This is a genomic window from Rhizobium croatiense (genome assembly GCF_019793465.1).
Classification (GTDB): domain Bacteria; phylum Pseudomonadota; class Alphaproteobacteria; order Rhizobiales; family Rhizobiaceae; genus Rhizobium; species Rhizobium croatiense.
Genome location: NZ_JAILYJ010000017.1, coordinates 130,665 through 157,339 on the forward strand (window position 1 = coordinate 130,665; position 26,675 = coordinate 157,339).

Consider the following 26,675-nt stretch of genomic DNA (forward strand, 5'->3'; position numbering starts at 1 on the left):
GGACTGAAAATCTGGAACCTGTTCTACATTAGATCGACGTCACGCTTTTGGCATCACGCTCCAGCCGGCAACGGTCTGACTTCAGCCCAGGGAGGAAGCGACATGGACTTCGATCTCGTTCTGCAGGGCACGGTGGTGCTGCCGGACCGCATCCTCGAAGAGGGCTATGTCGCCGCCCGCGACGGCAAGATCGCCGAGGTCGGCCTCGGCGTCCCGCCTGCGGCGCGTGAACGGCATCTGCTCGGCAAAGCACTGATCCTGCCCGGCGCCATCGACGCCCAGGTGCACTCGCTTTCCCAGAAAGATCAGGAGGATTTCATCTGGTCGACGCGGTCGGCGGCGGCCGGCGGCGTCACGACGATCGTCGACATGCCCTATGACGAGGGCGATCTCGTCTGCTCGGCGGCGGCGGTCAAACGCAAGATCGACCATGCCGGGCAGCAGGCGCGCGTCGACTTCGCGCTTTACGGCACAGTCGACCCGGAAGAAGGCCCGGCACGGATCGGCGAGATGGTCGAGGCCGGCGTCGCCGCCTTCAAATTCTCGACCTTCGGCACCGACCCCAAGCGCTTTCCGCGCATTCCGCCGGCCCTGCTCGACGCCTGCTTCGCGGCGATCGCGCCGACGGGACTGACGGCAGGCGTGCACAATGAGGATGACGAGGCGGTGCGCAGCTATATCGAGCAGGTGAAGGCGCGCGGCATCACCGACTGGCGGGCGCACGGCCTGTCGCGGCCACCAATCACCGAACTCCTGGCGATGCACACGATCTTCGAAACGGGTGCCGCCACCGGCTGCCCGGCGCATGTGGTGCACTGCTCGCTCGGGCGCGGCTACGATATCGCCCGCGCCTATCGGCGTGACGGTTTTGCGGCGACCGTCGAATGCTGCATCCATTATCTGACGCTCGACGAAGAGAACGACGTCAAGCGCCTCGGCGGCAAGGCGAAGATCAATCCGCCGCTGCGGCCGCGCGCCGAGGTGGAGAAGCTCTGGCGCAAGGTGGCCGACGGTGATGTCTGGCTGGTTTCGACCGATCACGTCAGCTGGTCGGAGAACCGCAAGACCAATCCCGACATGCTCGCCAACGCATCCGGCGTGCCGGGCCTCGAGGTCATGGTACCGCTTTTCGTCAAAGGCGCCATCGAGCGCGGCATTCCGCTGACTTGGGCGGCCAGGCTGATGGCGGAGAATCCGGCGAAGCATTTCCGGCTCGACCATATCAAGGGGGCGCTGATGCCGGGCAAAGATGCCGATATCGCCGTGCTGGAACCGCGGGACAGCGTCTATGATGCGTCGGCAAGCGGCAACAATGTCGTCGGCTGGAGCCCCTATAACGGCATTGCCCTTCCCTGGACGGTGGCGGCCACCTACCTGCGCGGCGAAAAGATCGCCGAGGGCGGCAAGGTGCTGGCCAAGCCCGGCACCGGCCGGTTCGTCCGGCCGCCGCCGCGCCACGTCATTCCCGGAGCCGGTGCATGAGTAGCAATCTTCCCGTCAATGCCAACAGGATCGCTGAGGATATCGAGGCGCTGGCCGCGATCACCGAGCCGGGGCATCCCTGGACGCGGCGGGCCTTCTCGCCGCTCTTTCACGAAGGCCGGACCTATCTTGAAGCGCGGATGAAAGCGGCCGGACTCGAAACGCGGATCGACGCGGCCGGCAATCTGATCGGCCGGCGCACCGGCCGCAAACCGTGGCTCGGCACGATCATGCTCGGTTCGCATTCCGACACGGTGCCGGACGGCGGCCGCTTCGATGGCATTGCCGGCGTGATCGCGGCGCTTGAAGTGGCGCGGGCGCTCGGCGACCAGACCATCGAGCTCGACCACGATCTGGAGATCGTCGATTTCCTCGCCGAAGAAGTCAGCATCTTCGGCGTCTCCTGCATCGGCAGCCGCGCCATGACCGGGCAACTGCCGGAGTCCTGGCTTTCGCGCGTCAGCGGCGATCTCGATCTTGCCGGGGGCATTGCCCAGGTGGGCGGCGAGCCTGGAGTCCTGGCGCAGCAGAAGAGGCCTGACATAGCCGGCTTTCTCGAGCTGCATATCGAGCAGGGTCCGGTGCTCGAAGCCGAACGGGAGGATATCGGGATCGTCACCGCCATCGCCGGTATTACCCGCGTCGAAATTGCCGTCGAGGGGCGAGCCGACCATGCCGGCACGACGCCGATGGACCGGCGGGCGGATGCGCTGGTGGCGGCATCGCAGCTGGTGCTCGACATCCGCAACGCCGCCGCCGAACTTGCCCGAACGCCGGGGCATTTTGCGGCGACGGTCGGCGAATTCAGGATCGAGCCGAATGCCGCCAATGTCGTGCCGTCGAAGGTCGTGCTGCTGATCGACGGGCGCGCGGAAATCCGCGCCGACATGGAGGCCTTCTGCCGCTGGCTCGACGGCCATGTCGAAAAGCTGGCGACCGCCTATGGCGTGAGGATCGAGGCGCCGAACCGAGTATCCGACAATCTGCCGACGCCGGGCGATGCCGGGCTGCTTTCGACGCTCGAGGCCGCCTGCGAGCGCGTCGGCGCGAAACATCGGCGCATGGCCTCGGGCGCCGGACACGACACGGCCTGGATCGCCAAGCTGGCGCCGGCGGCCATGATCTTCGTGCCCTGCCGGGCAGGCCGCAGCCACTGCCCCGACGAATGGGCCGACAATGACGACATCGCGCTCGGCGCCGCCGTGCTGTTCGAGGCGGTGCGTGAGATGGACACGGATTCGAAGCGGGAGAAGGCCAATGGGACGCATACTGGTTGAGAAGGACGTCGAAGCCGCCGTCAAGGGCGGCTCCGTCTATGCCGCCGGCGGCGGCGGCTGGGCCGATCATGGGCGGATGCTCGGGCTTGCGGCCGTCAATGTCGGCAAACCGGAGCTGGTCTCGATCGACGAACTGCGGGACGAGGACTGGATCGCGACGGCTGCTGCCATCGGCGCGCCGGCCTCCACCACGCCCTGGGAAATGCAGGGCATCGATTATGTCAAGGCCGTGCAGCTCCTGCAGGAGGCGCTGGGCGAAAAGCTTTCCGGGCTGATCATCGGCCAGAACGGCAAATCCTCGACGCTGAACGGCTGGCTGCCCTCGGCGATCCTCGGCACCAAGGTGGTCGACGCCGTCGGCGATATCCGCGCCCATCCCACAGGCGACATGGGCTCGATCGGCATGGCGGCCTCCCCCGAGCAGATGATCCAGACGGCGGTCGGCGGCAATCGGGCCGAGAACAGGTATATCGAGTTGGTGGTGAAGGGGGCGACGGCGAAGATCTCGCCGGTGCTGCGCGCCGCCGCCGATCAATCCGGCGGCTTCATCGCCAGTTGCCGCAATCCGCTGAGGGCGTCCTATGTCCGCAGCCATGCCGCACTCGGCGGCATCTCGATGGCGCTTGCGCTCGGAGAGGCGATCATCGCGGCGGAGAAACGCGGCGGGTCCGATGTCATCGACGCGATCTGCAAGACGACGGGCGGGCATATCCTCGCCGAAGGCGTCATCTCTCGAAAAGATGTCGTCTACACGAGGGAAGCCTTCGACATCGGCACGGTCATCGTCGGTTCGGGGGCAAAATCGGTGACGCTGCATGTGATGAACGAATATATGGCGGTGGATGATGCCGATGGCGGCCGGCTTGCCACCTTCCCCGCCGTGATCACCACGCTGTCGCCCGAGGGTGAGCCGCTCAGCGTCGGCCAGCTTAGGGAAGGCATGCAGGTCTTCATCCTGCATGTGCCGAAGGATATCATCCCGCTGTCGGCAAGCGTGCTCGATCCCACCGTCTATCCCGTCGTCGAAAAGGCGATGGGGATCGAGATCGCCCGCTATGCATTGGAAACGAAGGCCTGAGCCATGACGCGCGATCTCGGCCTCGAAGAACTGCTGCGCGAGGAACTTGGCGACCGGCGGGGGCTTACCGAAAAATCCATGTTCGGCGGCCGGGCCTTCCTGCTGGACGGCAATCTGCTTTGCGGTGCGCGCAATGACGGCATGCTGATCCGCCTCGGCAAAGGCAATGACGGTTGGGCGCTGGCACTGCCCGGCGTGATTCAGATGCTCTCCGGCGAACGGGTGATGCAGGGCTGGGTGCGGGCGACGGCCGAGGTTTACGGCGACGATGTGCTGAGACGGCGTTTGCTCGATGGCGCCCTCGCCTATGTGGAATCGCTGCCGGGTAAATAACGACTGAGCTTTCCCCTTCTCCCCGGCGGGGAGAAGATGTCCGAAGGACAGATGAGGGGGCGAGCGGCAGGGCCGCGAGTGCCTTGAGCGCAAGCGAAGGGCAATGAATGCTGTGCGTGCCGCCCCCTCATCCGACCCTTCGGGCCACCGACCGGGGTCGAGCCACAGGTCTCGACCCGACCTTCGGACCCCCGCAGGGGAGAAGGGAAAAATAGCGACCAAGCGAGGAAACCACCATGCCGAAGGCCAATCCACGCCATCCGAAATTTCCGATCCCCGGCGGACCGGAGCTGCGCGCCAAGGGCTGGCGGCAGGAAGCGCTGCTGCGCCTGCTCGAAAACGTTCTGTCCGTCGGCGAGGATCCTGACAATCTGATCGTCTATGCCGCGCTCGGCAAGGCGGCCCGCAGCTGGGCGGCGCATAAGGGCATCGTCAAGGCGCTGACCGAGATGGAGGAGGATCAGACGCTGCTGATCCAGTCCGGCAAGCCGATCGGGCTGGTGAAGACGCACGCCAAGGCGCCGCTCGTCATCATGGCGAACTGCAATATCGTCGGGCAATGGGCAGAGGCCGAGGTATTCTACGAGCTGCAGCGCAAGGGACTGATCTGCTGGGGCGGACTGACGGCTGGCGCCTGGCAATATATCGGCAGCCAGGGCGTCATCCAGGGAACCTACGAGATCTTCATGCGCATTGCCGAGCGGCGCTTCGGCGGCGATCTCGCCGGCCGCTTCGTGCTGACGGCCGGTCTCGGCGGCATGGGCGGGGCGCAGCCGCTCGCCGGCCGCATGGCGGGTGCTGCGATCCTCTGCGTCGACATCGATCCGGAGCGCGCCCGCAAGCGCCAGCAGATCGGTTATCTCCAGGAGATCGCGCCCGATCTCGATACCGCCCTTGAGATGATCGATGCGGCGGTGAAGGACAGGCGGGCGCTCTCCGTCGGCCTCGTCGGCAATGCGGCGGAAGTCTATCCCGAAATCGCAAGGCGCGGCATCGTGCCCGACATCGTTACCGACCAGACCTCGGCGCACGATCTGGTCTATGGCTATGTGCCGAAGGGCATGAGCCTCGATCAGGTGAGAGAACTGCGCGACGATGGCCAGGGGCAGTTGATGGCGGCAAGCCGCGCTTCGATCGTCGAGCATGTGACGGCGATGCTGGATTTCCAGAAACGCGGCTCCGAGGTCTTCGACAACGGCAACCTCATCCGCACCCAGGCGAAGGAGGGCGGCGTCAGCAATGCCTTCGACATTCCGATCTTCACCGAAGCCTATCTGAGGCCGCTCTTTGCCCGGGCAATCGGCCCCTTCCGCTGGATGGCGCTGTCGGGCGAGGAGAGCGATATCGCCCGCATCGACGATCTGCTGCTCGAACTCTTCCCCGACAACAAGATCATCACCAACTGGATCCGGCTGGCGCGCGAGCACGTTCCCTTCGAGGGGCTGCCGGCCCGCATTGCCTGGCTCGGCCACGGCGAACGCACGATGCTGGCGCGGCGCGTCAATGCGCTGGTCGCAGGCGGCGAATTGAAAGGTCCCGTCGCCTTTTCCCGCGACCATCTCGATGCCGGGGCCATGGCGCATCCCAATATCATGACCGAGCGGATGAAGGATGGCTCCGACGCGATTGCCGACTGGCCGCTGATCGACGCGATGATGCTCTGCTCGTCGATGGCCGATCTCGTCGTCGTCCATTCCGGCGGCGGCGGCTATGCCGGCTACATGACGAGCTGCGGCGTCACCGTCATCGCCGACGGCACCGATGCCGCCGACGAGCGGCTCGACCACGCGCTGACCAACGACACCGCCCTTGGTGTCATGCGTTACGCCGATGCGGGCTACGAGGAGGCGCTGGACGAGGTGACGAAGAAGGACGTGCCCTATATCCGTCTGGATTGAACCCGCAAGCCGGTATTCGGCCTATCGAGCGTCAGTCGATCAGATTCGAAACCTCGATGAGATTGCTGTCAGGATCTCGGAAATAAACCGAACGCAACCGTCCGGTGGCGCCGGTGCGCTCGACCGGGCCCTCTTCGATCACAATGTCCGACGCCCGCAAATGGGCGATGACGTCGGCAAGCGGCGTCTCGGCGATGAAGCAGAGGTCGCCGGAGCCGGGGATTGGATGTCTGGCCTTGGGTTCGAATTCGTGGCCGGCCCGATGCAGGTTGATCTTCTGGCGGCCGAATTTCAGCGCCTTGCGGCCCTCCGCGAAAGTTTCGACCGACATGCCGAGGATGCCGGAATAAAAATCGCAGGTAATTGCGATGTCGGCGACAGTCAGCACGAGATGATCGAGACGGTCTATGCGGATCATGTTTTTTCCCTTGCAAGACGCTGCGCGACACAGGCGGAGATAAAGGCGAGCGTCAGCAGGACAAGGGTGAAGGCGACGACGGCGGCCCAGCCGTTGATTGCGAAGAACCAGCCACCCGCCGAGCCCATGAGGCTGGAGCCGACGTAATAGGCCAGCATATAGAGCGATGAGGCATGGCCCTTGGTGCCATGCGCCAGCCTGCCGACGAGGCCGCTGGCGATGGAATGGCTCAAGAAGAAGCCGGCCGTCAGCACGATAATGCCGAGGATCATCGATGGCAGCGCGGCGGTGAGTGTCAACGCGGTGCCGGCGGCGGTCAGCGCGAGGCCGAAGAGCAGCACAGAGAAGTGCCCGATCCGATCTCCGATGAGGCCACCGATCGAGGCGCCGCCGATGCCAAAGAGATAAACGGTGAAGATCAGGCCGAGTTCGGTCTGGTTGAGGCCATAGGGCGGAGCCACGAGACGGAAGCCGGCGTAATTGTAGATGGTCACGAAGGAGCCCATCGCCAGGAAGGCAATGGCGAAGATGAAGGGCAGCACCGGATTGGCGAGGTGGCCGAGCCAGGCCTTGGCGTGAAAGCGCGGATCGAAGCCCGGCCGGCGGACGAAATTCCGCGATGGCGGCAGCAGGGCGATGAAGCCGAGCGCCGCGGCAAGGCCGATGGCGCCGATCAGAAAGAGCGCCGGCCGCCAGCTGTGATATTCGGCGAAGATGCCGGTCAGCACGCGGCCGGACATGCCGCCGAAGGCCGTGCCGCCGACATAGAGTCCCATGGTGGCGCCAAGGCCGCGCGGATCGATTTCCTCGGCGAGATAGGCCATGGCGACGGCAGGCACGCCGCCGAGAACCAGCCCCTGCAGGGCGCGGATGACGAGCAGCAGCTGCCAGTTCGGCGCAAAGGCGGTGGCGATCGTCAGCAATGCCGCGCCGAGCAGCGATATCGACATCAGGCTGCGGCGGCCGAGGCCCTCCGAGACAGCGGCGGCGCAGACGATGGCGAGGGCTAGGAAGCCGGTAGAGAGCGACAGCGACAGCGAGCTTTCGGCCGGACTGACGGAGAATTCCTGCGAAAAGATCGGCAGCAGCGGCTGCACGCAATAAAGCAGCGAGAAGGTGGAAAAGCCGGAGAGGAAAAGGGCCATGCTGGCGCGGCGATAGGCGGCGGTGCCGCGCGTCAGGTAGTGCCTTTCCCCCTGGAACGCGGTCTTCACGGGATGAGGTGACGGCATATCTTCATCCGGACGAACCTTCGAATTCATGGATTATCCGCAATATCCCAATAGGGCGGATCGCCAAAACTCTTCTTCAGATGATCGGCGATCGCGCGCAGCTTGGCCGAGGGGTTCCGGCCGGCGGGATGGGCCATGTAGATGAATTCGGCCTCCGGCCTGTGACCGACATCGATTTCGGCAAGCAGTCCCTCGCGGATGGCCGGGCCGGCAATGAAGGTGGGCAACAGCGCAATGCCGAGGCCGGCAATCGCGGCATCGCGGAGCATATCGCCGTTGTTGATGCCGAGCGCCGGTTTTGCGCGGACGAGGATCGCACCCTCCGGCGTCTGGAAGCGCCAGTCGGCGACACCGCGATTGGTGTAGAAGATACCGCGATGGCTGTTCAAGTCGGCGAGCGAGGTCGGCATTCCCTGGCGGGCGAGATAATCCGGTGAGGCGCAGAGAAGGCGGCGGCTCGGCGCAAGCTTCCAGGCGACCAGCCGGCTGTCGGTGAGCGGGCCGTTGCGGATGATGGCGTCATAGCCGTCCGAGGCCGCGTCGACACGGCGGTCGTCGATATCGAGCGTCAGGTGGATATCGCGATGTTCGGCGAGAAAGGGATAGAGCGCCGGACCGAGATGAATGCGGCCGAAGGTGACGGGTGCAGCAATGCGGATCGGCCCGGACAGCGTGCCGCGCCGCTCAGCCATGTCGGCGGCCGCCTCCTCGATCTCGCGCACGATGCGCCCGGCCCGTTCCAGGAAGACCGCACCGTCCTCGGTCAGAGTGAGTTTGCGGGTCGTACGGTGCAGCAGCGTGCCGCCAAGCGCCTTTTCCAGTTCTGCCAGCCTTTCGCTGACGACGGATTTTGAGAGCCGCAGCCGCCGGGCCGCCTCGCTGACCGAGCCGGCCTCGACAACGGCAACGAAAGCGGCAATGCCTTCGACCCTGATCATTGTTCGCTCTTTCCGAATTCGAATTCCCCGAGCTGGAGACTAATCCGAACGAAAAGAAAATGCCATCTTCCATTCAACGGAAGGGACGGCAGGCCGTCTCGCTTCAACATAGGAGATGGAACCATGAACCGCTTGAACAACAAGGTCGCAATCGTCACCGGCGCAAGCTCCGGCATCGGCCGCGTCACGGCAAAGCTCTTTGCCGCCGAAGGCGCCAAGGTCGTCGTCGGCGCCCGCCGCGAGCGCGAACTCGACAGCTTGGTGGCGGAGATCAAGGCCGAGGGCGGTGATGCCGTGGCCGTGGCCGGCGACGTCCGGTCGGAAGACTATCACAAGGCGTTGGTCGCGGCCGCCGTGACCAATTACGGCAAGCTCGACATCGCTTTCAACAATGCCGGCATCATCGGCGAGGCGGGTCCGAGCACCGGTGTCTCGGAAGCAGGTTTCAGCGAAGCGCTGGCGGTCAATCTCACCGCATCCTTCCTCGCCGCCAAACACCAGATCGGCGCGATGGCGGAAAATGACGGCGGCTCGGTGATCTTCACCTCGACCTTCGTCGGCTACAGCTTCGCCTTTCCCGGCGTTGCCGCCTATGCCGCCAGCAAATCCGGCTTGATCGGCCTGACGCAGGCGCTCGCCGCCGAATTCGGACAGCAGGGCGTGCGCGTCAATGCCGTGCTGCCGGGCGCCGTCGATACCGATATGTACCGCGACATGAACGATACGGCGGACAAGCAGGCTGCCGTCACCAATATGCATGCCCTGAAGCGTGTCGCGACGCCTGAAGAAGTCGCCCGCTCGGTTCTCTACCTCGCCTCCGACGATGCCAGCTTCGTCACCGGCACGGCGTCGCTGGTCGACGGCGGCATTTCGATCACCCGCAGCTGAGACGGCGCGGCATGATATTGGCCGGCGGGCTGGGGATCCCGCTCCAGCCCGTTCGCGCGATTGCATGTTCTGCGCCAAAGGCTTAGGGTCGAAGCCGGGCAAAAAAAGGCGACGGGTAGAAAGCCATGGCTCTCAGCGGCAAACGCATCCTCATCATCATTTCCGGCGGCATCGCCGCCTATAAGAGCCTGGATCTGATCCGCCGGCTGCGTGAGCGCGGTGCGAGCGTTTGTCCCATCATGACCAAAGCGGCGCAGGAATTCGTCACGCCGCTTGCCGTCGGTGCCCTGGCCGCGGATCATGTCTTCACCGATCTGTTTTCACGGCAGGACGAACAGGATGTCGGCCATATCAGGCTGGCGCGCGATTGCGATCTCGTGCTGATTGCGCCCGCCAGCGCCGATCTGATGGCGAAGATGGCGAACGGGCTTGCTGACGATCTCGCCTCTACGGTGCTCCTGGCAACGGCGAGGCCGGTGCTTGCGGCTCCGGCGATGAACCCGAGAATGTGGGCACATCCGGCCACCCGGCGCAATGCGGCAAGGCTTAGGGAAGATGGTGTCCGCTTTGTCGGGCCGATGGCCGGCGAGATGGCGGAAAGCCACGAGGCGGGGCTCGGCCGGATGGCGGAGCCGCTTGACATCGTCGCTGCCGCCGAAACCATGCTCGACGAGGGGGAAAAGCCGCTGAAGGGCCGCAAGGCGATCGTCACATCAGGACCGACGCATGAGCCGATCGACCCGGTGCGCTACATCGCCAACCGCTCCTCCGGCCGGCAGGGCCATGCGGTCGCCGCAGCGCTTGCCAAGCTCGGCGCCGAGGTGACGCTCGTCTCCGGGCCGGTGACGATCGCCGACCCCGTCGGCGTCAACACCATTCATGTCGAGCGGGCGGAGGAAATGCGCGATGCCGTGCTGGCGGCGCTGCCGGCCGATATTGCCGTCATGGTCGCGGCGGTGGCGGACTGGCGCGTCGCCTCGGCCGCCGACCAGAAACTGAAGAAACATCCGGGCGAATCCATTCCGACGCTGGCCCTGACCGAGAATCCCGACATCCTCAAAACCGTCGGCCATCACACGATGCGGCCGAAACTGGTGATCGGCTTTGCCGCCGAGACCCAGGACGTGGAAGGCAATGCGAGGGCGAAGCTCGAGCGCAAGGGCGCCGACCTGATCGTCGCCAATGACGTTTCTCCCGCGACCGGCATCATGGGCGGCAGCCGCAACAGCGTTAAACTCATTCGCCACGACAGTGTCGAACAATGGCCCGACCTGACCAAGGAAGAGGTCGCCAAACGGCTGGCGGCGCTGATCGCCGAGCGATTCCGCGCATAGTTAGAGCATGTCTCGCAAAAGTGTGCAGCGGTTTTGCGATAAAGACATGCGTGAAAACAAAGACCTAAAGCGTGAAAAGCGAATCTGAAAGATCGCGACACGCTTTAGGAAATCGCTTCGATTTTCGACGAGGATTAGGCGGAGGCAGCCAAAGGCTGCAGCTTGGCGACACGCCGATTTTCCGGCCGGAAATCCGCGACGTCGATGCCGTTTTTGCCGACGGTGACGGCGCTGCCATCGGGAATTTCCGCCCAGGCGTCGACATCGTCGTTCAACGGCTCGGAGACGAGGCAATAGCCGGCGCCGACCGGCGAGGCATAGAGCGTCGGCGCCTTGCGATCGGTGGCATAGCGGATCGCATAGAGCGTATTGCCGTCGGAGAAGGCGGCGGTAAAGCGCAGCAGGATCGAGCCGATGGTGTGCTCGGCCAGGTCTTCGACGAAACCGACCATCGCCGCCATCGCGGCGATCGGCGCCTCCCGCAGGCCGAACTGCAGCGCCAGCAGGAACATCAGCTCGGAATCGGTCGTACCGCTGCGGACATTAAACAGTTCGTCGTCGAGCATCGCCTCCATCGGTCGGCGCAGGCGCTCGAAGCCTGAAATCTGACCATTATGCATGAAGGACCAGGTATCGTGGGTAAAAGGGTGGCAGTTGTCGCGGCGCGTGCCGCCACCCGTGGCGGCGCGGACATGGGCGAGGAAGAGCGGCGAACGGATCTGCCGCGCCAGGCTCTTCAGATTGCAGTCCGACCATGCCGGCAGGATATCGCGGTAGCGGCCGGGCTCGGGCCTGTCGCCATACCAGGCGATGCCGAAGCCATCTCCATTGGTCGCCGTCTTGGCGCGGGTGGCGCAATGGGACTGCTCGATCAGCGAATGGGCGGGCGAGGATACCAGCTCCTCGAGATAGAGAGGGTCTCCGCGATAGGCTGCCCAGCGACACATGGCTTTTGCTCCGGGACCCGCCGCCGCTTCGGCGGGAATGCTGAAATTGTCGAACGTGAAGGCTAATAACAGCTTAACGCGCGGCGGGTTTGCAAGCGCAAGATGACGGTTTCGTGGCGCCCGGCGCCTTCAAATTCAGCAAAGCTCTGTGTTTTTTTGTGAACGGTCAGATCCGCAGAGGCCGGGCATAGACGGGGATTTCTGCTTGCATCTCGAAAGAATCGTCCTACCTTGGGTCTATCAGCAACAGAACGAAAGGAAGGTGATCCAATGTCTAGTGAGATTTCGGACCTCGTAACGGGCATGGAAGAGGTGATGAAAGCGAGGCAGCCCTCGCTCTAAAACCCGCCTTCCTGGGGCTGCTTTGACAGTCCAGGCCAGTTCGAGGCCAAACTCATGGAAAGGGTCGCTGAGGCGGCCCTTTTTATTGCCCGGATTTTGCTTTGACGAGAAGAAGAAAGTCCATTATTCATAAAGTCACCCGATGACTTTATGAATGGCCCTATGCGATCGATCAGCAGGACAAATCTCGCCGATGAGGCGATCGAGGCGATCCGCGGCGACATCCTCAGCAAACGCTGGGCGGTCGGCGATAAATTGCCGAATGAAGCCTCGCTGTCGGCCATGCTCTCCGTCAGCCGCGGCACGGTGCGCGAAGCGGTACGTGTCCTCGTCTCCCAGGGTTATCTCGAAACGCGGCAAGGGTCGGGCACCTATGTCCGCTCGACCAGCGATGCCGGCCGGCCGCTGACGATGGCGCGGCGCGCCAGCCTGCGAGACCAGTTCGAGGCGCGCCTGGCGCTCGACGTCGAGGCCGCCCGGCTGACGGCGATCCGCAAGACGCCGGGGACGATAAGGGAGCTTCGCCGGTTGCTTGCCGAGCGCGGTACCTACGACGGCGGCGACAAGGCCGGCTTCATCGAGCGCGACCTCGCCTTCCATAAGGCTGTCATCGCCGCGTCGGGCAACCGGGCGATGGTCGAGATCTACAGCTTCTTCTCGACCTCGATCGCCGAAACCATCGCGGCGACGCTGGGGACGGATATTCCCGAACCGGATATGCAGGCGCATGCCGATATCGTCGACGCGATCGAAACCGGCGATCCCGACACGGCGGGTGCGGCGGTGCGCCGCTTCATGGCGCCGGTTCTCGCCGCCCTCGACCGGATGATCCTGTCATGAATGCGCCTTCCAACGATCTCGCCGCCACGCTCGACCCGGCCGACGAACTGCTGATCGACGCCGAGGCCGGCAGCCTGCCGCCGCCGCAGGCGACACCGGTGGGCGGTGCCGCAGATCGTTTGCTGCTCGGCGCCAGCCTTGTGCTGATCGCCTTCAACCTGCGTCCGGTCTTTTCAAGCGCCTCGGCGCTTCTGCCCGAAATCCGCTCGGAACTTGGTCTCACAGCACTCGGCGCCAGCCTGCTGACGACGCTGCCGGTTGTTTGCCTCGGCGCCTTCTCGCCGCTGGCGCCGCGGCTTGCCCAGCGCTTCGGTTCGGAGCGTACGCTGCTCGCCGTTGTGCTGCTTCTCGCCCTTGGCACTGCACTGCGCGGGCTTTCTTCCGTGCCGCTGCTCTTCATCGGCACCGCGCTCGCCGGCGCCGGCATTGCCGTCGGCAACGTGCTGCTGCCGGGGCTGGTCAAGCGGGATTTCGCCACACGCACCGCCCTGATGACCGGCTTCTATACGATGGCGCTCTGCGCGGGTGCGGCAAGTGCCGCCGGGCTGACACTGCCGCTCGAGCACGCGCTCGGCGGCTCGCTTGCGGGTGCGCTCGCCATCTGGGCGCTGCCGGCGCTCGCCGTCGGCCTGATCTGGCTGCCGCAGGTGCTGCGCAGCAGCGGCCAGGCAAGACGAAACGGAACCCACGTCAAAGGCCTCTGGCAGGACCGGCTTGCCTGGCAGGTGACACTGTTCATGGGGCTGCAATCGGCGCTCGCCTATTGCGTCTTCGGCTGGCTGGTTCCGATCCTGCGCGAACGCGGGCTCGACGGCGTCACCGCCGGGGTGATCGTTTCACTGTCGGTGATGGTGCAGGCCGCATCCTGCCTTGTTGTGCCGCATATCGCCGTGCGCGGCCGCGATCAGCGGCTGATCAATGCCGGCCTCTGCGGCATCGCCGTCGTCGCCCTGCTCGGCCTGCTCTTCGCGCCGCTGTCGACGGTCTGGCTCTGGGCTTTGCTGCAGGGCATCGGCCAGGGCGGGCTGATCGCGGCGGCGATGACGACCGTCGTGCTGCGCTCGCGCGATCCCGATGTCGCCGCCCATCTCTCCGGCATGGCGCAATGCGTCGGTTATCTGCTTGCCGCCGTCGGCCCGCTCATCGTCGGCCTCATTCGCGGCTGGACCGGCAGCTTTTCCTGGTGCGCGCTTCTCTTCGTCGCGCTCGGGCTCGCGGCCGCGATCAACGGCTGGAAGGCCGGCCGGCCGCTGGAGGTGAATGTACGCGCGATCGAGAAAGCATGCTGAGCCGCTCCTCACGCGCTCACTTGCTCCCTCAGTAGCTCGCTCACCGGCCCATCACCATCTCTTGATGCCGGTCGCCTGCTGCGGATGCTACGCTATCTCAACCCGCATGCCGCACCGCCGGAGGAGACATTTTTGCGTATACAACCCCTGTTTCTGCTGGCCGCGCTGGCGGCGTCGCTGCTCCCTGCCCTTTCTCCGGCACAGGACGGCGGTCAACCGAAGGCGAATGTCGAGCGCAGCGTGCGCGAGGGCGTGCTGAAGCTGCTGCCGGCCGATTCCGTCACCGAACACGAACTGACGATCGGCGGCCGGAAGATCGGCTATACCGCAACCGCCGGCACTCTCGATCTCTTCGGCCAGGACGGCGCCCGGACCGGCGCGATTTTCTACACCGCCTATGTCGCGAAAGACGCGGGGGTCGACCGGCCGTTGACCTTTGCCTTCAATGGCGGGCCGGGGGCGGCTTCCGCCTTCCTGCATCTCGGGCTGGTCGGACCGAAGGTGCTTGATTTCGGACCTCAGGGACGCGACGGCGCCAACGCGAAGCTGGTCGACAATCCCCAAAGCTGGCTCGATTTCACCGACCTTGTGCTGATCGATCCGATCGGCACCGGCTGGAGCCGGACGGTCAAGGCCGACGACGCTTCCAACTATTATAACGTCAACGCCGACGCCCAGAGCATCGCCAAGGCGATCGCGCTCTATGTCGCGCACAACAACCGTTCCAATTCGCCGAAATATCTTCTCGGCGAAAGTTATGGCGGCTTCCGCGCCGCCAAGGTCGCCTCCGTGCTGCAGGAAAGCCAGGGCATCGTCGTCGCCGGCGCGGTGATGCTTTCGCCCTTGCTCGAAGGCCAGCTGATGTTCAACGCCGATCAATTCGCGCTCGGCGCAGCACTTGAGCTGCCGTCGCTGGCGGCCGCCGAGCTCGACCGGCACAACGCTTTTGACGAAGAGAAGCAGCGCGAGGCGGAAACCTTCGCGCTCGGCGACTATCTGACGACGCTCGCCGGCCCACCGCCGACAGGGAGCAATGCCGCCGCCTTTTATGGCAGGATTGCCCGACTGACTGGTATCCCTGAGGATATCGTGGCGCGCAACCGCGGCTTCCTCGGCAATTCCTTCGTCAAACATTCGGATGGCGCCAGCGGCGCGGTGATGAGCCCCTACGACGCTTCCTTTGCCGCCCCCGACCCCTATCCGGAATCGGATTACGACCGCGGCGACGACGCCATCTTAGACGGTTTCACCCGCGCCTATGGCGGCGCCTTCGCCGACTATGCCCGCAGCCAACTCGGCTTCAAGACCGAGATAACCTATTCGCTGCTCGACGGCGATATCAGCCGGCGCTGGGAATGGGGTGGCGGACGCGGCGGCGGGACGCGCTTGCAGGCCAGCGCCACCGACGACATCAGGCAGTTGCTCGCCTCCAACTCTGCATTTCATCTGCTGATCGCCCATGGCTACAGCGATCTGGTGACGCCTTACGGCGTCAGCCGCTACGTCGTCGACCATCTGCCGCCTTCGCTTAGCAGGGGCCGCGTCGGGCTGAAACTCTATCGCGGCGGCCATATGTTCTACACGAATGCCGACCAGCGGGTCGCCTTTACGACGGATGCCAAGGCCTTTTATGCCAAGCGGCCGGCGACCCCGCCGGCAGATTGAGGACTTGCCGATGCATATATCAGGAGGATGCCATTGCGGCGCGATCCGCTATCAGGCGGAGATCGACGCGGAGCGGGTTTCGATCTGCCATTGCACCGATTGCCAGCGGCTGACGGGCTCCGCCTATCGCGTCACCGCGCCGGCGCGATCGGACCGCTTCACGCTGATATCGGGCGAACCGCGCGAATACAGCAAATATGGCGACAGCGGCGGCCTCAGCCGGCAGTTCTTCTGCCCGACCTGCGGCTCGCCGCTTTACCGCACCAATGGTAAAGGCAGCGCCATCGGCATCCGTCTCGGCAGCATCGACCAGCGGCGGGAACTGATGCCGCAGAAACAGATATGGTGCCGCTCAGCCTTGCCCTGGGTGGAGAATATCGAACCGCTGCCGCGGTTCGACGGCGAGGATTGAGATGAAGATTCTGTACGCCATATTGGTCCCAGACCTCAGAATGCACGAGGAGGGCGACTGATGGAGACCGCCGTACGGAAGCTCTTCGAGCGATACGAAAACTTATTTAACAGATCCCTCGGCAACGACGTGAATATGGATGAGGTCGCATCACTGTATGCCTCGGATTTCATTGCAGCCTCGCCGGCCGGCGTCATGACCGGAAAAAACGACGATCAACTCAAGCAAGCCATGGAGCAGGGATACGCCCGCTATCGGGCAATAGGGACCAAGGAGATGCGGATACGCGATATCAGCATCTCCCCGATCGATGAATATCATTGCTTGGCCCATGTCGCGTGGACGGCGATCTATGCTCGCGAGGATCGACCGAACGTGGCCATAGATTTTGATGTTCACTACCTCGTGCAGAAATTGAGCGACGAGGCGAAGGTTTTCGGCTGGGTGTCAGGCGATGAGCAGGCGCTTCTAAAAAAACACGGGATCGGCTAGCTGCCTGGTGCGGGCAGCGGCGTTTCCGGCCAGCTCTCCGTCACGCCCGCCTGCACCGGACGTTCGAGATAGGTGGAAAGAGCGATATAGCTGCGGGTGCCGGTGACGCCGGGAACGGCATGGATCTGCGCGAGAAAGGCCTCCAATGCCTGCGGGCTGGCGGTTCGGACCTTGAAGAGAATGCTGGCGTCACCCGCGACCGAATGCATCTCCTCGACCTCGGGAAAACGCAAGACCTGCATCAGCCGCTCGCTCTTGCCCCAGCCGGCCGCTTCCACATGCACGAAGGCAAGCAGCGGCTTGCCGAGGGCTGCGCCATCCAGCGCGGCATGAACGCCCTTGATCGCACCGGATTGCTTGAGCCGGCGCACACGCTCGTGCACGGCCGGCGCCGACAGGCCGACCGCTTCGCCAAGCCTGGCGTAGCTTTGACTGCTGTCGGCGGCGAGCGCGGCTAATATTCTTCGGTCGAAAGCATCGATGACCGGCGGCTGCGGACACTTCTGCTGAAGATCGTCTGTATTTTTTCCCATTCGGCGAATCTCCCTTCTGCCGAAGAATAATCAGCGATATTGGGGTTCTTCAATAGATCATTCGGAAAGGAGGCGGAGTCGATGGAAATGATTGAGCACAATACGGCACGCGGGATCTATGCGGCAAGTCCCGATTACATCCATGCGCTGGAGGTCAGACATCCCGCCAGGCTGCTCTTCGTCAGCGGCACGATGGGCCTCGATGAAAGGGGAATGGCGGCGGACGGCCTTGAAGGGCAGCTGGATCTCATCTGGTCCAACCTCAGCACCATCCTCGCCTCGGCCGATATGACGGTGGACAATATCGTGCGCCTGACGAGTTATCTCCGCGACGGCGCCTTTGTCGAGGCAAACCAGAACGCCCGTCTTCGCGCACTTGGCGGCCGCGCCGTGCCGACCACGGCGATCATCGTCGAAACGTTGCGCGACGACTGGCTCGTCGAAATCGAGATCGTCGCGGCCGGCTGAGGGCCATGGCCATCGCACCCGAAGCTGCGATGGCCACACGATTTAGGCCGCCTGCTTCAATAGGCCGAGAGCTTCGGCCAGATCGACTTCACCGAGAAAACCGCCGCTGCTTTTTGCATCCTGCCGATGCTCGATCGCATGTGCGAAACGCACGGCCGGCTCCTGCTGCATGCGCTCATAGAGGCGATGCAGGCCGGGAAACTGTCGTCGCTCGACGACCTTATGAAAATCGTTCCAGCGGGCGATGCCGACGAAATAGGCATCGGCCAGGCTCGGGCCGTTGCCGAGAAGCCATTCGCGGCCAGCAAGCAGATGCTCAAGCGTGTGATGCGCCTTTTCGACCGCGGCGGTGCCGTAGGCCGTAAGCGCCTGTTTCTGCTGCGGCTCCAGCGGGTGCTCCAACGCATACCAGAGCGGGCCGAAGGCTGCGAAGAAACTGGTGTTGAGGAAGGCGAGCATCTGGTTCTGACGATCGAAATCCTCCGACCCCTGCGCAAAGCCCAGACCGCTGCCGATCGCACAGGCGCCGATATGGTTGAGGATCGCCATGCTTTCGCTGATCGTCCTGCCATCCTCGAGCAACAGCGACGGCGTCTCGCCGACTGTATTGATCTGCTTGTATTCATCGGTGGAAACCACTTCCGGCATCTCGACGCGGCAGAGCCGATAAGGCAGGCCGGACCATTCCAGCGCGACGATCGAGCCGAAGGAGCAGCCCTCCGGCACGCCGTAAAACAATATGGGTGACATCAGTCGTTCCTTTCAGAATTGAACCCGTTGGGACAGGATCAATGTGAAGACGTGGACGATCATGCGGTAGAGGCTATAATTGCATCGCAATGTCCACATATCTGGAAGATGGCAATGGCGCTTTTCAACCTCAACGACCTGCATCTCTTCGTCCAGGCCGTCGACAGCGGCAGTTTTACCGCCGCCGCGAGACATCTCGGCATGCCGAAATCGACGGTCAGCAAGCGGGTCGCGGAGCTGGAGCGGCGCCTCGGCGTGCGGCTGATCCAGCGCACGTCACGCAGCTTCGCGCTGACTGAGCTCGGGCGCGAATTCTTTCAGCATGCCCAGGCCTCGATCATCGAGGCTGATATGGCCGAGGGCATCGTGCGGCGGCATCTGGCGGAACCGGCCGGCAGCGTTCGCCTGACGGCCTCGGTGCCGACGGCGCAGTTTACCTTGACGGAGCATCTGCCGGCGCTGGCGGCCCGCTATCCGAAGCTCCGGCTCTCCGTGCACGTGACGGACCGTTTCGTCGACATCGTGCAGGAAGGCTTCGACATCGCACTGCGCAGCCATCGCGCGCCGCTGCCGGATTCGGCGCTGGTGCAGCGCAAGCTCGCCAGTCACCCTTTCTTCATTCTCGCTTCGCCCGATTATATCGGCGCCCATGGGCAACCGCGCCGGCCGGAGGAGCTGGCGGAGCATGCGACGATCATGACCAGCTTGACGGAAAACCAATGGCGGCTCTTTTCCGATGGCGGTGACGAGGCAGTGGTCACGCTACAGTCCGTCATGGCGGCTGACGAGCCCTATGTGCTGATGGAAGCGGCGGCGGCGGGGCTTGGCATCACCTGCCTGCCGGCATCCGTCTGCCGTAAGGCGCTGACTGAAGGGCGGCTGGTGCGGGTGCTGCCGGGATGGACGGCCGGCAGCATAGAGACGACGATCCTGATGCCGCACCGGCGCGGCCAGCTGCCGGCAGTGCGCGCCGTCGTCGATTTCCTGGCGGAACGGCTGACCGGATGATGATCACGCCGCCTTGGCGGCGTGATATTCCTTGATGGCGACCATCTTGATTGCCGGATAGCGCTCTGCCTCATAACGCAGCGAGAAGGCGTCCTGGGCGAGGAAGACGGGATCGCCGTCGAGATCACGGGCGATATCGCCGCGTTTGACGGTCAGGAATTTTTCGAGATCGGCCGGCTGGTCGGCGGAGATCCAGCGGCAGACGGAGAAACGCGACATTTCGAAGGAGACCGGCAGGCCGTATTCGGCCATCAGCCGCTCCTTCAAGACGTCGAGCTGCAGGGCGCCGACGACGCCGACGATTGCGGGCGAGCCGTCTTCCGGCGAGAACAGCTGGACGACGCCTTCTTCGGCCATCTGCTGCAGCGCTTCCTTGAGCTTCTTTGCCTTCATCGCGTCTTCGAGGCGCACGCGGCGCAGGATTTCCGGCGAGAAGTTCGGCACGCCCTGGAAGACCAGCGATTCGCCCTCGGTCAGCGTATCGCCGATGCGCAGCGTCCCATGATTGGGAATGCCGACGACATCGCCGGCATAGGCGGTGTCGGCGAGCTGGCGCTGCGAGGCGAAGAAGAATTGCGGCGCCGTCAGGCCGAGCTGCTTGCCGGTGCGGGCGAGCCGCGCCTTCATGCCGCGTTCGAGCTTGCCGGAGCAGATGCGGGCAAAGGCGATGCGGTCGCGGTGGTTGGGATCCATATTGGCCTGGATCTTGAAGACGAAGGCCGTCATCTTGTCGTCGGTCGCATGCACAGTCCTGGTATCGGCCACCTGGTCGCGCGGCGGCGGCGCGAATTCGCCGAGCGCGTTGATCAGGTCGCGAACGCCGAAATTGCGCAGCGCCGAGCCGAAAAAGACCGGCGTCATATGGCCTTCGAGGAAGGAGTCGCGGTCGAAGGGACGGCAGGCCTCGATCGCTAATTCGGTCTCCTCGACAAAGGCTTGGCGCTCGTTTTCCGGCAGCTTGCCGGCGACGGCCTGCGGGCCGTTGACCGGCGTCGTTTCGACTTCGGTGTCGGAGCCGCGGGCGGTGCTGTTGGCCAGGTGATAGGAGCCGCAGAAGGTCTTCGAGCGTCCGATCGGCCAGGTGATCGGCGCCGTATCCAGCGCCAGCTTCTCTTCCACCTCGTCGAGGATCTCGAAGGGATCGCGGCTTTCGCGGTCCATCTTGTTGATGAAGGTGATGATCGGGATATCGCGCATGCGGCAGACTTCGAAGAGCTTCAGCGTGCGCGGCTCGATGCCCTTGGCGGCATCGATGACCATGACGGCGGCATCGACGGCGGTCAGCGTGCGGTAGGTGTCGTCGGCGAAATCCTCGTGGCCCGGCGTGTCGAGGATGTTGAAGACATTGTCGTTATATTCGAAGGTCATCACCGAGGTGACGACGGAGATGCCGCGCTCGCGCTCGATCTTCATCCAGTCGGAACGCGTCTGCATGCGATCCTTCTTCGCCTTGACTTCGCCGGCAAGCTGAATGGCGCCGCCGAACAGCAGCAGCTTTTCGGTGAGCGTCGTCTTGCCCGCGTCCGGGTGGGCGATAATAGCGAATGTGCGGCGGCGGGAGACCGCCTCGGCGAGACTTTCGGCCATACTATGAATCCTGTGGAATTGCCGCGTATCTAACGATTAAAGCCCGGCATTGCAATTGACCTCGGCGCTGCGGGCGCAAAGTAATGGGCCATGACCATTCATCACGACACGCGCCCGACGCTGAACCTCATCCGCCTGGCCAATGGCGAAGGGCTCGACCTGCCCGCCTATGAAAGCAAGGGAGCGGCCGGCATGGACCTGCGCGCCGCCGTCGACGGCGATGCGCCGCTGACGCTTGCGCCCGGCAAGCGGGCGCTGGTGCCGACCGGCTTCATCTTCGAGATCCCCGAGGGTTTCGAGGGTCAGGTGCGGCCGCGCTCCGGCCTTGCCTTCAAGCACGGCATCACCTGCCTGAATTCACCCGGCACCGTCGACAGCGACTATCGTGGTGAGGTGAAGGTGCTGCTCGCCAATCTCGGCGAGGAAGCCTTTGTCATCGAGCGCGGCATGCGCATCGCCCAGATGGTGATCGCGCCGGTGACCCAGGCGCGGGTGGCCGAGATCACCGCGGCAAGCGAAACTGCGCGCGGCGCCGGTGGCTTCGGCTCCACCGGCGTGTGATGGCAAAGGGCCTCGACAGCGCGGGCCTGACCTTCCGGCAGGATTATTTCGGCGATCCCGCCGGCTGGGCTGCGCTCGTCCGCCTGCTCCGGGATATTTTCAGCATCGATATCGGTCCGCTGCGACAACTTGGCGGCCCCGATCCCACCAGCATGCCGTTCGGCTGGTTCGATGCCGAGGGCGAGCTTGCGGCCAATCTCTCGGCCTTTGCACTGCCCTTCGTCCTCAATGGCAGGATCGTTCATGCCGCCGGGCTGCAATCCGGCGCGGTGCGGCCGCAGTGGCGCGGCCGCGGGCTCTATCGCGATCTGACGGTGAAGGCGCTCGACTGGTGCGGGCAGCAGGGCTTCGAAGCCGTCATCCTCTACACCGATAAGCCGTCGCTCTACGAAGCTTACGGTTTTCGCGCGTTACCACTGAACCGATATGAGGGAACCGCACCCGCCCCCGCAATTGGCGCCACAGCCGCCCGGCCGTTTTTGCCGGCGAATGCGGACGATCTCGCCCTGCTGCAATTGCTGCTGAAAGCACGCAGCCCGATTTCGACGACGCTCTCGGTCACCACAAATGCAGCGATGTTTCTCATCAACACGCAGCTCGATGCCGATGTCCGCATCAGCTTCCTGGAAGACTGCCAGGCAGCCATCGCCTGGAAGATGGATGGGTCAGGCCGCTTCAGCCTGCTCGATGTCGTGGCAGCGGAGATCCCGTCGCTTGCCGCGATCTTCGGCGGGCTCGACATTGCCTCGGCCAGCGTCGAGGTGCTCTTCCGGCCCGACAAGCTCGACTGGACGGGCGCTCCGCAACCGTTTGAAAGCGGCACGGTGCTGATGCTGCGCGGGCTCGGCGACGATGCCCCGCATTTTCCGGCGATGCTCTCCCCAATGGCCGATTTCTAACCGTTTCGCGATCTACTTTCCGCGCGAAAGCGGCGGCAGGCGCCGCTTGACCGGCGAGGCTTTGATCATCGCGGTGTTGGTCTCGGCGCGTTCGGCGACCCTGTCCAGGAGGCCGTCGAGTTCCGTCATCGAGCGGATGACCAGGCGGGCGATGAAACAATCCTCGCCGGTCACCTTGTCGCATTCGACGATTTCAGGAATTTCCTGAATGAGGCGCTCGACGATATGCAACTGCCCCGGCAGCGGCCGCACGCGGACGATCGCCTGCAGGGGATAGCCGACGGCTGCAGGATCGAGATCGATGGTGAAGGCCTTGATGACGCCGCGCTCCTCCAGCCGGCGCAGACGCTCGGCCGCACTCGGCGAGGAAAGCCCCACCTGCTGTGCCAGCTCCTTCAGCGAGATCCGGGCATTGCCGGCCAGCGCTTCGAGAATGGCCTGATCGATTTCATCGAGCGGCTGGACATCGTTAGGCATGACCGTGGCTTTCCCTTTTATTATTAGGGTACAGCGATGAAGTTCATTTTTATCATTATATAATTTCGCCTGTCGCCGCAATATTATCATCTCAGCAAAAACGGAGGCGATCATGAGCGGCGACATCAAAAGAGGCACTGTTGAAATGACGGCAGCGATGCTGATCTCGGGGACGATCGGCTGGTTCGTCGTGATGTCGGGCCAGCCGGTCAGCGGTGTGGTCTTTTGGCGCTGCCTGTTCGGCGCGCTGACCCTGCTTGTCATCTGCGGCGCGCTCGGGCTGCTGCGGCCGGGCATCCTCACGCTGCGCGCCTTCACCATCGCCGTCTTCGGCGGCATCGCCATCGTCGTCAACTGGCTGCTGCTGTTTGCCTCCTATTCGCATGCGACGATCTCGATTGCCACCACCGTCTACAACACCCAGCCCTTCATGCTGCTGGTGCTCGGGGCGCTGTTTCTCGGCGAAAAGATCACCGCCGCCAAGCTGTTCTGGCTGACGCTCGCCTTTGCCGGCATGGCTGCCATCGTCGAGGGGAAACCTGAGACCGGCAGCGGCACGTCGGATGGCTACGGCCTCGGCATCCTGATGGCGCTGGGCGCGGCTTTCTTCTACGCGCTGGCAGCGCTTGCCGCGAAGTGGCTGAAAGGCACGCCGCCGCATCTGATCGCGCTGATCCAGGTCGCAACCGGCATGCTGATGCTGGCGCCGATGACGGATTTTTCGCAGCCACCTCAAGATGCCGGAAGCTGGGCGATCCTCGTTTCCATCGGCGTCGTCCATACCGGGCTGATGTATGTGCTGCTCTACGGCGCCATCCAGCGGCTGCCGACGCATCTGACCGGGGCCTTGTCCTTCCTCTATCCGATCGCCGCAATCCTCGTCGACCGGCTGGCCTTCGGCCACGCGCTGCAGCCGATGCAGATCGCGGGCGCCGCCATCATCCTGCTTGCCGCGGCCGGCATGAACCTCGGCTGGACGCCGCGCTGGCTGCGGCCGAGGGCGCTTCAGGGCTAACGAAAGGCGGGGAGGCACAGGGCGGCAGGCATTTCTTCTGGTGATGGACCCATCAACGCCGGCCGATTGATGGCAGGGCTTACCGGATATAAAACACCGGGAAAGAGGAGCCACATATGAGCCTTGCCGCCTTGCTTGCCTATGCCGGAGCGCTGTTCATCGCAGCCGCCATTCCCGGACCCGGGATTACCGCCATCGTCGCCCGCGCGCTCGGCTCGAATTTCCGCGAGACCTTCTTCATGGGTCTCGGCCTGGTGCTCGGCGATATGACCTATCTCACCGCCGTCATTCTCGGCCTTGCCTTCGTGGCGCAAACCTTCACCGAGGTCTTCCTCGTCATCAAGATCGCCGGTGCCCTTTATCTCGCCTATATCGCCTGGAAACTCTGGACGGCGGGGCTGCTGCCGCAGGACATCGCGGCGAAGAAATCCAGCAATATCGGCCTGTCCTTCCTCTCCGGCCTGCTGGTGACGCTCGGCAATCCGAAGACCATGCTGTTCTATGTCGCGCTGGCGCCGACGCTGATCGATATCGGCAATATCAGCCTCAGCGACTATGCGATGCTGCTTGCCGTCACCTTCGTCGTGCTGATTGCCGTGCTGGTGCCCTATATGCTGCTCGCCTCGCGGGCCCGCACGATGCTGAAACAGCCGCGCGCCTTGCAGGCCCTGAACCGGGTTGCGGCCGGCATCCTGGCCGGCACGGCCGCCTTCATCGCCGCGCGGGCGGCCTGAAATAAACATCCGCCAAGAAACGGTTTTCAAAGCTTTTTTTCTTCGCGTCCGGCTCTCCCGGCATCAACGCGGGCTGGCCTCATTCGGCCTTTGCCCCTATTCTCCTTTCGATTTCAGGGACCGAAGTCCAAAGGGAGGCATCCATGTCGCACAAGCCCGGCCGCGGCCGCATCTATTCCTCGATCACCGAGACCATCGGCAACACGCCACTCGTGCGCTTCGACAAGCTGGCCCGTGAAAAGGGCGTGGTGGCCAACCTGATCGGTAAGCTTGAATTCTTCAATCCGATCGCCTCGGTCAAGGACCGCATCGGCGTGGCGATGATCGAAAGCCTGGAAGCGCAAGGCAGGATCACTCCCGGAAAGTCCGTGCTGATCGAGCCGACCTCCGGCAACACCGGCATCGCGCTCGCCTTTGCCGCTGCCGCCAAGGGTTATCGTCTGATCCTCACCATGCCGGAAACCATGTCGGTCGAGCGCCGCAAGATGCTGGCGCTGCTCGGCGCCGAGCTGGTGCTGACCGAGGGCGCCAAGGGCATGAAGGGTGCGATCGCCAAGGCCGAGGAGCTGGCGGAATCGCTTCCCGACGCCATCATACCGCAGCAATTCGAAAACCCCGCCAATCCCGAAATTCACCGCAAGACGACCGCCGAGGAAATCTGGAACGACACCGACGGCACGGTCGACATCCTCGTCTCCGGCATCGGCACCGGCGGCACGATTACCGGCGTCGGCCAGGTGCTGAAAAGTCATAAGCCCGAAATCCAGATCATCGCCGTCGAGCCGGCCGATTCCCCCATTCTCTCCGGCGGCAATCCCGGCCCGCACAAAATCCAGGGCATAGGCGCCGGCTTCGCCCCAAAAATCCTCGACACCGGCATCTACGACGAAGTCGTCACCGTCACCAACGACGAGGCCTTCGAACAGGCCCGCCTGGTCGCCCGGCTCGAAGGCGTCCCGGTCGGCATCTCCTCGGGTGCGGCACTGACCGCAGCGATCAAGGTCGGCAGCCGTCCGGAGAATGCCGGCAAGAACATCGTCGTGATCATCCCGTCCTTCGCGGAGCGTTATCTCTCGACGGCATTGTTTGAGGGGCTGGGGAGCTAAAGGTGGCTGTGGCCGGGCCTTTCCGCCGGCAATTTATCCTGCAAAATATTGGAGCGCCTCGGCGCACCTACTTTTGTGCCGTCACCTGCATCCCAATTGAAGTGGGACGAAAGTTCTGTGGTAGGCCGACGCTTGCTTGCAAGGGATAGTCGGCCACTACCATTTTGTTCGCGGCCCGATTCTAGAATATGTCTTCCCGATTCTGACCTCAACTAAACGCCAAATGTAAATCAGCACGTTCGAGGTCCGTGGCTGACTGAGGAAAGTCTGGGGCACTACTCTTCCATTCGGAGCAATACTCCTGAAATGTGCTGTTGTAGAATGCGCGGAGCACGAAATTGACAAATCGAAACGGAGTCATAGCCGTTAAGACAGGTATTCTGCAATTTTTATACTGCCCTATCGTGAAATGAGATTTTGGATGGATGACTTCGTGAAAAGCCGCCTCGTCGAAGTCGAACCTTATTGGGGTCGTGACAACGTCTTTGCGGATTACGTCAGCATACAAAACTTCAAACTCATAGAGTTCAGGATCGTTCTGGTACTGACCTGCCACTGCGAATTTCCTCCAGAATTGATTAGAGTCCGGCCGATCAAAGGACGGACGAATGAAGAAGCAGAGATTTACGGAAGAGCAGATTATTGCGGTGCTGAAGGAGCAGGAGGCAGGAG

27 protein-coding genes and 1 pseudogene are annotated in these 26,675 nt (G+C 63.6%); 19 read left to right on the plus strand and 9 right to left on the minus strand.

Features of this window, described 5'->3' with window-relative positions; translation table 11 throughout:
• Positions 1 to 102 precede the first annotated feature (102 nt).
• The 5 genes from ertD to ertB all read left to right on the plus strand — a co-directional run bounded on the left by ertD (position 103) and on the right by ertB (position 6,068).
• Positions 103 to 1,482 carry a hydantoin-5-propionate amidohydrolase gene (ertD, locus tag K6M89_RS24720; RefSeq protein WP_222141328.1) on the plus strand — a complete coding sequence of 460 codons (1,380 nt, stop codon included), beginning with the start codon at positions 103 to 105 and terminating at the stop codon, positions 1,480 to 1,482.
• Positions 1,479 to 2,759, plus strand: coding sequence for a Zn-dependent hydrolase (locus tag K6M89_RS24725; protein WP_222141329.1), 1,281 nt, complete (start codon positions 1,479 to 1,481; stop codon positions 2,757 to 2,759). Before ertD ends, K6M89_RS24725 begins: the two co-directional genes overlap by 4 nt.
• On the plus strand, positions 2,740 to 3,837 hold the full coding sequence (gene ertC, locus K6M89_RS24730) for a thiohydantoin desulfurase (protein ID WP_222141330.1): 1,098 nt from the start codon (positions 2,740 to 2,742) through the stop codon (positions 3,835 to 3,837). Before K6M89_RS24725 ends, ertC begins: the two co-directional genes overlap by 20 nt.
• 3 nt (positions 3,838 to 3,840) lie before the next feature.
• Positions 3,841 to 4,170 (plus strand): TfoX/Sxy family protein, encoded by a 330-nt coding sequence (locus tag K6M89_RS24735; RefSeq protein ID WP_222141331.1) that lies wholly within the window; start codon positions 3,841 to 3,843, stop codon positions 4,168 to 4,170.
• Between the two features lie 236 nt (positions 4,171 to 4,406).
• Entirely contained in the window at positions 4,407 to 6,068 is a 1,662-nt protein-coding gene (gene ertB / locus K6M89_RS24740) for a thiourocanate hydratase (protein ID WP_222141332.1), read from the plus strand.
• A 31-nt stretch (positions 6,069 to 6,099) separates the two neighbouring features.
• Here ertB and K6M89_RS24745 read toward each other — a convergent pair whose 3' ends face one another.
• Genes K6M89_RS24745 through K6M89_RS24755 form a run of 3 tightly spaced genes read right to left on the minus strand, consistent with a single transcriptional unit; the run spans position 6,100 to position 8,656 of the window.
• The gene (locus K6M89_RS24745) at positions 6,100 to 6,486 is read right to left on the minus strand and encodes a VOC family protein (protein ID WP_222141333.1); all 387 of its coding nucleotides are present in this window, start codon (positions 6,484 to 6,486) and stop codon (positions 6,100 to 6,102) included.
• On the minus strand, positions 6,483 to 7,718 hold the full coding sequence (locus tag K6M89_RS24750) for an MFS transporter (protein WP_222141353.1): 1,236 nt from the start codon (positions 7,716 to 7,718) through the stop codon (positions 6,483 to 6,485). The genes K6M89_RS24745 and K6M89_RS24750 overlap by 4 nt, the downstream gene beginning before the upstream one ends.
• 26 nt (positions 7,719 to 7,744) lie before the next feature.
• Complete coding sequence (locus K6M89_RS24755; RefSeq protein ID WP_222141334.1) at positions 7,745 to 8,656, minus strand: LysR family transcriptional regulator; 912 nt, start codon at positions 8,654 to 8,656, stop codon at positions 7,745 to 7,747.
• 123 nt (positions 8,657 to 8,779) lie between these two features.
• On the opposite strand from K6M89_RS24755, the gene K6M89_RS24760 reads away from it, so the two are divergent.
• Together K6M89_RS24760 and coaBC are read left to right on the plus strand one after the other, a co-directional pair.
• Positions 8,780 to 9,544 carry an SDR family oxidoreductase gene (locus tag K6M89_RS24760; protein ID WP_097579485.1) on the plus strand — a complete coding sequence of 255 codons (765 nt, stop codon included), beginning with the start codon at positions 8,780 to 8,782 and terminating at the stop codon, positions 9,542 to 9,544.
• A gap of 125 nt (positions 9,545 to 9,669) precedes the next feature.
• Positions 9,670 to 10,878 (plus strand): bifunctional phosphopantothenoylcysteine decarboxylase/phosphopantothenate--cysteine ligase CoaBC, encoded by a 1,209-nt coding sequence (coaBC, locus tag K6M89_RS24765; RefSeq protein ID WP_222141335.1) that lies wholly within the window; start codon positions 9,670 to 9,672, stop codon positions 10,876 to 10,878.
• Positions 10,879 to 11,012: 134 nt separating this feature from the next.
• Here the strand turns inward: coaBC and K6M89_RS24770 are convergent, their stop codons facing one another.
• Positions 11,013 to 11,825 (minus strand): class II glutamine amidotransferase, encoded by an 813-nt coding sequence (locus K6M89_RS24770; RefSeq protein ID WP_222141336.1) that lies wholly within the window; start codon positions 11,823 to 11,825, stop codon positions 11,013 to 11,015.
• Positions 11,826 to 12,329: 504 nt separating this feature from the next.
• On the opposite strand from K6M89_RS24770, the gene K6M89_RS24775 reads away from it, so the two are divergent.
• The 5 genes from K6M89_RS24775 to K6M89_RS24795 all read left to right on the plus strand — a co-directional run bounded on the left by K6M89_RS24775 (position 12,330) and on the right by K6M89_RS24795 (position 16,865).
• Positions 12,330 to 13,007: a FadR/GntR family transcriptional regulator gene (locus K6M89_RS24775; RefSeq protein ID WP_222141337.1), complete on the plus strand. Its 678-nt coding sequence runs from the start codon at positions 12,330 to 12,332 to the stop codon at positions 13,005 to 13,007.
• Positions 13,004 to 14,296: a CynX/NimT family MFS transporter gene (locus K6M89_RS24780; protein ID WP_222141338.1), complete on the plus strand. Its 1,293-nt coding sequence runs from the start codon at positions 13,004 to 13,006 to the stop codon at positions 14,294 to 14,296. The genes K6M89_RS24775 and K6M89_RS24780 overlap by 4 nt, the downstream gene beginning before the upstream one ends.
• Positions 14,297 to 14,428: 132 nt before the next feature.
• Complete coding sequence (locus K6M89_RS24785) at positions 14,429 to 15,961, plus strand: S10 family peptidase (RefSeq protein ID WP_222141339.1); 1,533 nt, start codon at positions 14,429 to 14,431, stop codon at positions 15,959 to 15,961.
• A gap of 10 nt (positions 15,962 to 15,971) precedes the next feature.
• A complete protein-coding gene (locus K6M89_RS24790; RefSeq protein WP_097579480.1) occupies positions 15,972 to 16,373 on the plus strand; it encodes a GFA family protein in 402 nt (133 codons plus the stop codon).
• 60 nt (positions 16,374 to 16,433) lie between these two features.
• A complete protein-coding gene (locus tag K6M89_RS24795) occupies positions 16,434 to 16,865 on the plus strand; it encodes a DUF6841 family protein (protein WP_222141340.1) in 432 nt (143 codons plus the stop codon).
• Here the strand turns inward: K6M89_RS24795 and K6M89_RS24800 are convergent.
• Positions 16,862 to 17,451 (minus strand): annotated as a pseudogene (locus K6M89_RS24800) (Lrp/AsnC family transcriptional regulator). The gene K6M89_RS24795 and the pseudogene K6M89_RS24800 sit on opposite strands and share 4 nt — an antisense overlap.
• Before the next feature lie 28 nt (positions 17,452 to 17,479).
• Here K6M89_RS24800 and K6M89_RS24805 point away from each other — a divergent pair.
• Positions 17,480 to 17,866 (plus strand): RidA family protein, encoded by a 387-nt coding sequence (locus K6M89_RS24805; protein WP_222141342.1) that lies wholly within the window; start codon positions 17,480 to 17,482, stop codon positions 17,864 to 17,866.
• Positions 17,867 to 17,908: 42 nt separating this feature from the next.
• On the opposite strand, the gene K6M89_RS24810 is transcribed toward K6M89_RS24805, so the two are convergent.
• Positions 17,909 to 18,616, minus strand: coding sequence for a glutathione S-transferase family protein (locus tag K6M89_RS24810; protein WP_222141343.1), 708 nt, complete (start codon positions 18,614 to 18,616; stop codon positions 17,909 to 17,911).
• 114 nt (positions 18,617 to 18,730) lie between these two features.
• On the opposite strand from K6M89_RS24810, the gene K6M89_RS24815 reads away from it, so the two are divergent.
• Positions 18,731 to 19,624 carry a LysR substrate-binding domain-containing protein gene (locus K6M89_RS24815; RefSeq protein ID WP_222141344.1) on the plus strand — a complete coding sequence of 298 codons (894 nt, stop codon included), beginning with the start codon at positions 18,731 to 18,733 and terminating at the stop codon, positions 19,622 to 19,624.
• Positions 19,625 to 19,627: 3 nt separating this feature from the next.
• Here K6M89_RS24815 and K6M89_RS24820 read toward each other — a convergent pair whose 3' ends face one another.
• A complete protein-coding gene (locus tag K6M89_RS24820) occupies positions 19,628 to 21,211 on the minus strand; it encodes a peptide chain release factor 3 (RefSeq protein WP_096770709.1) in 1,584 nt (527 codons plus the stop codon).
• A 90-nt stretch (positions 21,212 to 21,301) separates the two neighbouring features.
• Between K6M89_RS24820 and dut the strand changes: the two genes are divergently transcribed.
• Together dut and K6M89_RS24830 are read left to right on the plus strand one after the other, a co-directional pair.
• A complete protein-coding gene (dut, locus tag K6M89_RS24825; RefSeq protein WP_222141345.1) occupies positions 21,302 to 21,772 on the plus strand; it encodes a dUTP diphosphatase in 471 nt (156 codons plus the stop codon).
• Positions 21,772 to 22,671, plus strand: coding sequence for a GNAT family N-acetyltransferase (locus tag K6M89_RS24830; RefSeq protein WP_222141346.1), 900 nt, complete (start codon positions 21,772 to 21,774; stop codon positions 22,669 to 22,671). The genes dut and K6M89_RS24830 overlap by 1 nt, the downstream gene beginning before the upstream one ends.
• Before the next feature lie 12 nt (positions 22,672 to 22,683).
• Here the strand turns inward: K6M89_RS24830 and K6M89_RS24835 are convergent, their stop codons facing one another.
• Positions 22,684 to 23,148: an Lrp/AsnC family transcriptional regulator gene (locus K6M89_RS24835; RefSeq protein ID WP_222141347.1), complete on the minus strand. Its 465-nt coding sequence runs from the start codon at positions 23,146 to 23,148 to the stop codon at positions 22,684 to 22,686.
• Positions 23,149 to 23,260: 112 nt separating this feature from the next.
• On the opposite strand from K6M89_RS24835, the gene K6M89_RS24840 reads away from it, so the two are divergent.
• The 3 genes from K6M89_RS24840 to cysK all read left to right on the plus strand — a co-directional run bounded on the left by K6M89_RS24840 (position 23,261) and on the right by cysK (position 26,003).
• Positions 23,261 to 24,163, plus strand: a complete 903-nt coding sequence (locus K6M89_RS24840) for a DMT family transporter (RefSeq protein ID WP_222141348.1) — start codon at positions 23,261 to 23,263, stop codon at positions 24,161 to 24,163.
• 116 nt (positions 24,164 to 24,279) lie between these two features.
• Positions 24,280 to 24,897: a LysE family translocator gene (locus K6M89_RS24845; protein ID WP_222141349.1), complete on the plus strand. Its 618-nt coding sequence runs from the start codon at positions 24,280 to 24,282 to the stop codon at positions 24,895 to 24,897.
• A gap of 143 nt (positions 24,898 to 25,040) precedes the next feature.
• Positions 25,041 to 26,003, plus strand: a complete 963-nt coding sequence (gene cysK, locus K6M89_RS24850; protein ID WP_004673946.1) for a cysteine synthase A — start codon at positions 25,041 to 25,043, stop codon at positions 26,001 to 26,003.
• A 208-nt stretch (positions 26,004 to 26,211) separates the two neighbouring features.
• Here cysK and K6M89_RS31180 read toward each other — a convergent pair whose 3' ends face one another.
• On the minus strand, positions 26,212 to 26,559 hold the full coding sequence (locus K6M89_RS31180) for a DUF2290 domain-containing protein (RefSeq protein ID WP_313141654.1): 348 nt from the start codon (positions 26,557 to 26,559) through the stop codon (positions 26,212 to 26,214).
• Positions 26,560 to 26,675: the final 116 nt, after the last annotated feature.

Coding starts and splice junctions, on each gene's coding strand:
- ertD (WP_222141328.1), top strand. CDS start 103: ATGGACTTCGATCTCGTTCTGCAGGGCACGGTGGTGCTGCCGGACCGC.
- K6M89_RS24725 (WP_222141329.1), top strand. CDS start 1,479: ATGAGTAGCAATCTTCCCGTCAATGCCAACAGGATCGCTGAGGATATC.
- ertC (WP_222141330.1), top strand. CDS start 2,740: ATGGGACGCATACTGGTTGAGAAGGACGTCGAAGCCGCCGTCAAGGGC.
- K6M89_RS24735 (WP_222141331.1), top strand. CDS start 3,841: ATGACGCGCGATCTCGGCCTCGAAGAACTGCTGCGCGAGGAACTTGGC.
- ertB (WP_222141332.1), top strand. CDS start 4,407: ATGCCGAAGGCCAATCCACGCCATCCGAAATTTCCGATCCCCGGCGGA.
- K6M89_RS24745 (WP_222141333.1), bottom strand. CDS start 6,486: ATGATCCGCATAGACCGTCTCGATCATCTCGTGCTGACTGTCGCCGAC.
- K6M89_RS24750 (WP_222141353.1), bottom strand. CDS start 7,718: ATGCCGTCACCTCATCCCGTGAAGACCGCGTTCCAGGGGGAAAGGCAC.
- K6M89_RS24755 (WP_222141334.1), bottom strand. CDS start 8,656: ATGATCAGGGTCGAAGGCATTGCCGCTTTCGTTGCCGTTGTCGAGGCC.
- K6M89_RS24760 (WP_097579485.1), top strand. CDS start 8,780: ATGAACCGCTTGAACAACAAGGTCGCAATCGTCACCGGCGCAAGCTCC.
- coaBC (WP_222141335.1), top strand. CDS start 9,670: ATGGCTCTCAGCGGCAAACGCATCCTCATCATCATTTCCGGCGGCATC.
- K6M89_RS24770 (WP_222141336.1), bottom strand. CDS start 11,825: ATGTGTCGCTGGGCAGCCTATCGCGGAGACCCTCTCTATCTCGAGGAG.
- K6M89_RS24775 (WP_222141337.1), top strand. CDS start 12,330: ATGCGATCGATCAGCAGGACAAATCTCGCCGATGAGGCGATCGAGGCG.
- K6M89_RS24780 (WP_222141338.1), top strand. CDS start 13,004: ATGAATGCGCCTTCCAACGATCTCGCCGCCACGCTCGACCCGGCCGAC.
- K6M89_RS24790 (WP_097579480.1), top strand. CDS start 15,972: ATGCATATATCAGGAGGATGCCATTGCGGCGCGATCCGCTATCAGGCG.
- K6M89_RS24795 (WP_222141340.1), top strand. CDS start 16,434: ATGGAGACCGCCGTACGGAAGCTCTTCGAGCGATACGAAAACTTATTT.
- K6M89_RS24805 (WP_222141342.1), top strand. CDS start 17,480: ATGGAAATGATTGAGCACAATACGGCACGCGGGATCTATGCGGCAAGT.
- K6M89_RS24810 (WP_222141343.1), bottom strand. CDS start 18,616: ATGTCACCCATATTGTTTTACGGCGTGCCGGAGGGCTGCTCCTTCGGC.
- K6M89_RS24815 (WP_222141344.1), top strand. CDS start 18,731: ATGGCGCTTTTCAACCTCAACGACCTGCATCTCTTCGTCCAGGCCGTC.
- K6M89_RS24820 (WP_096770709.1), bottom strand. CDS start 21,211: ATGGCCGAAAGTCTCGCCGAGGCGGTCTCCCGCCGCCGCACATTCGCT.
- dut (WP_222141345.1), top strand. CDS start 21,302: ATGACCATTCATCACGACACGCGCCCGACGCTGAACCTCATCCGCCTG.
- K6M89_RS24830 (WP_222141346.1), top strand. CDS start 21,772: ATGGCAAAGGGCCTCGACAGCGCGGGCCTGACCTTCCGGCAGGATTAT.
- K6M89_RS24835 (WP_222141347.1), bottom strand. CDS start 23,148: ATGCCTAACGATGTCCAGCCGCTCGATGAAATCGATCAGGCCATTCTC.
- K6M89_RS24840 (WP_222141348.1), top strand. CDS start 23,261: ATGAGCGGCGACATCAAAAGAGGCACTGTTGAAATGACGGCAGCGATG.
- K6M89_RS24845 (WP_222141349.1), top strand. CDS start 24,280: ATGAGCCTTGCCGCCTTGCTTGCCTATGCCGGAGCGCTGTTCATCGCA.
- cysK (WP_004673946.1), top strand. CDS start 25,041: ATGTCGCACAAGCCCGGCCGCGGCCGCATCTATTCCTCGATCACCGAG.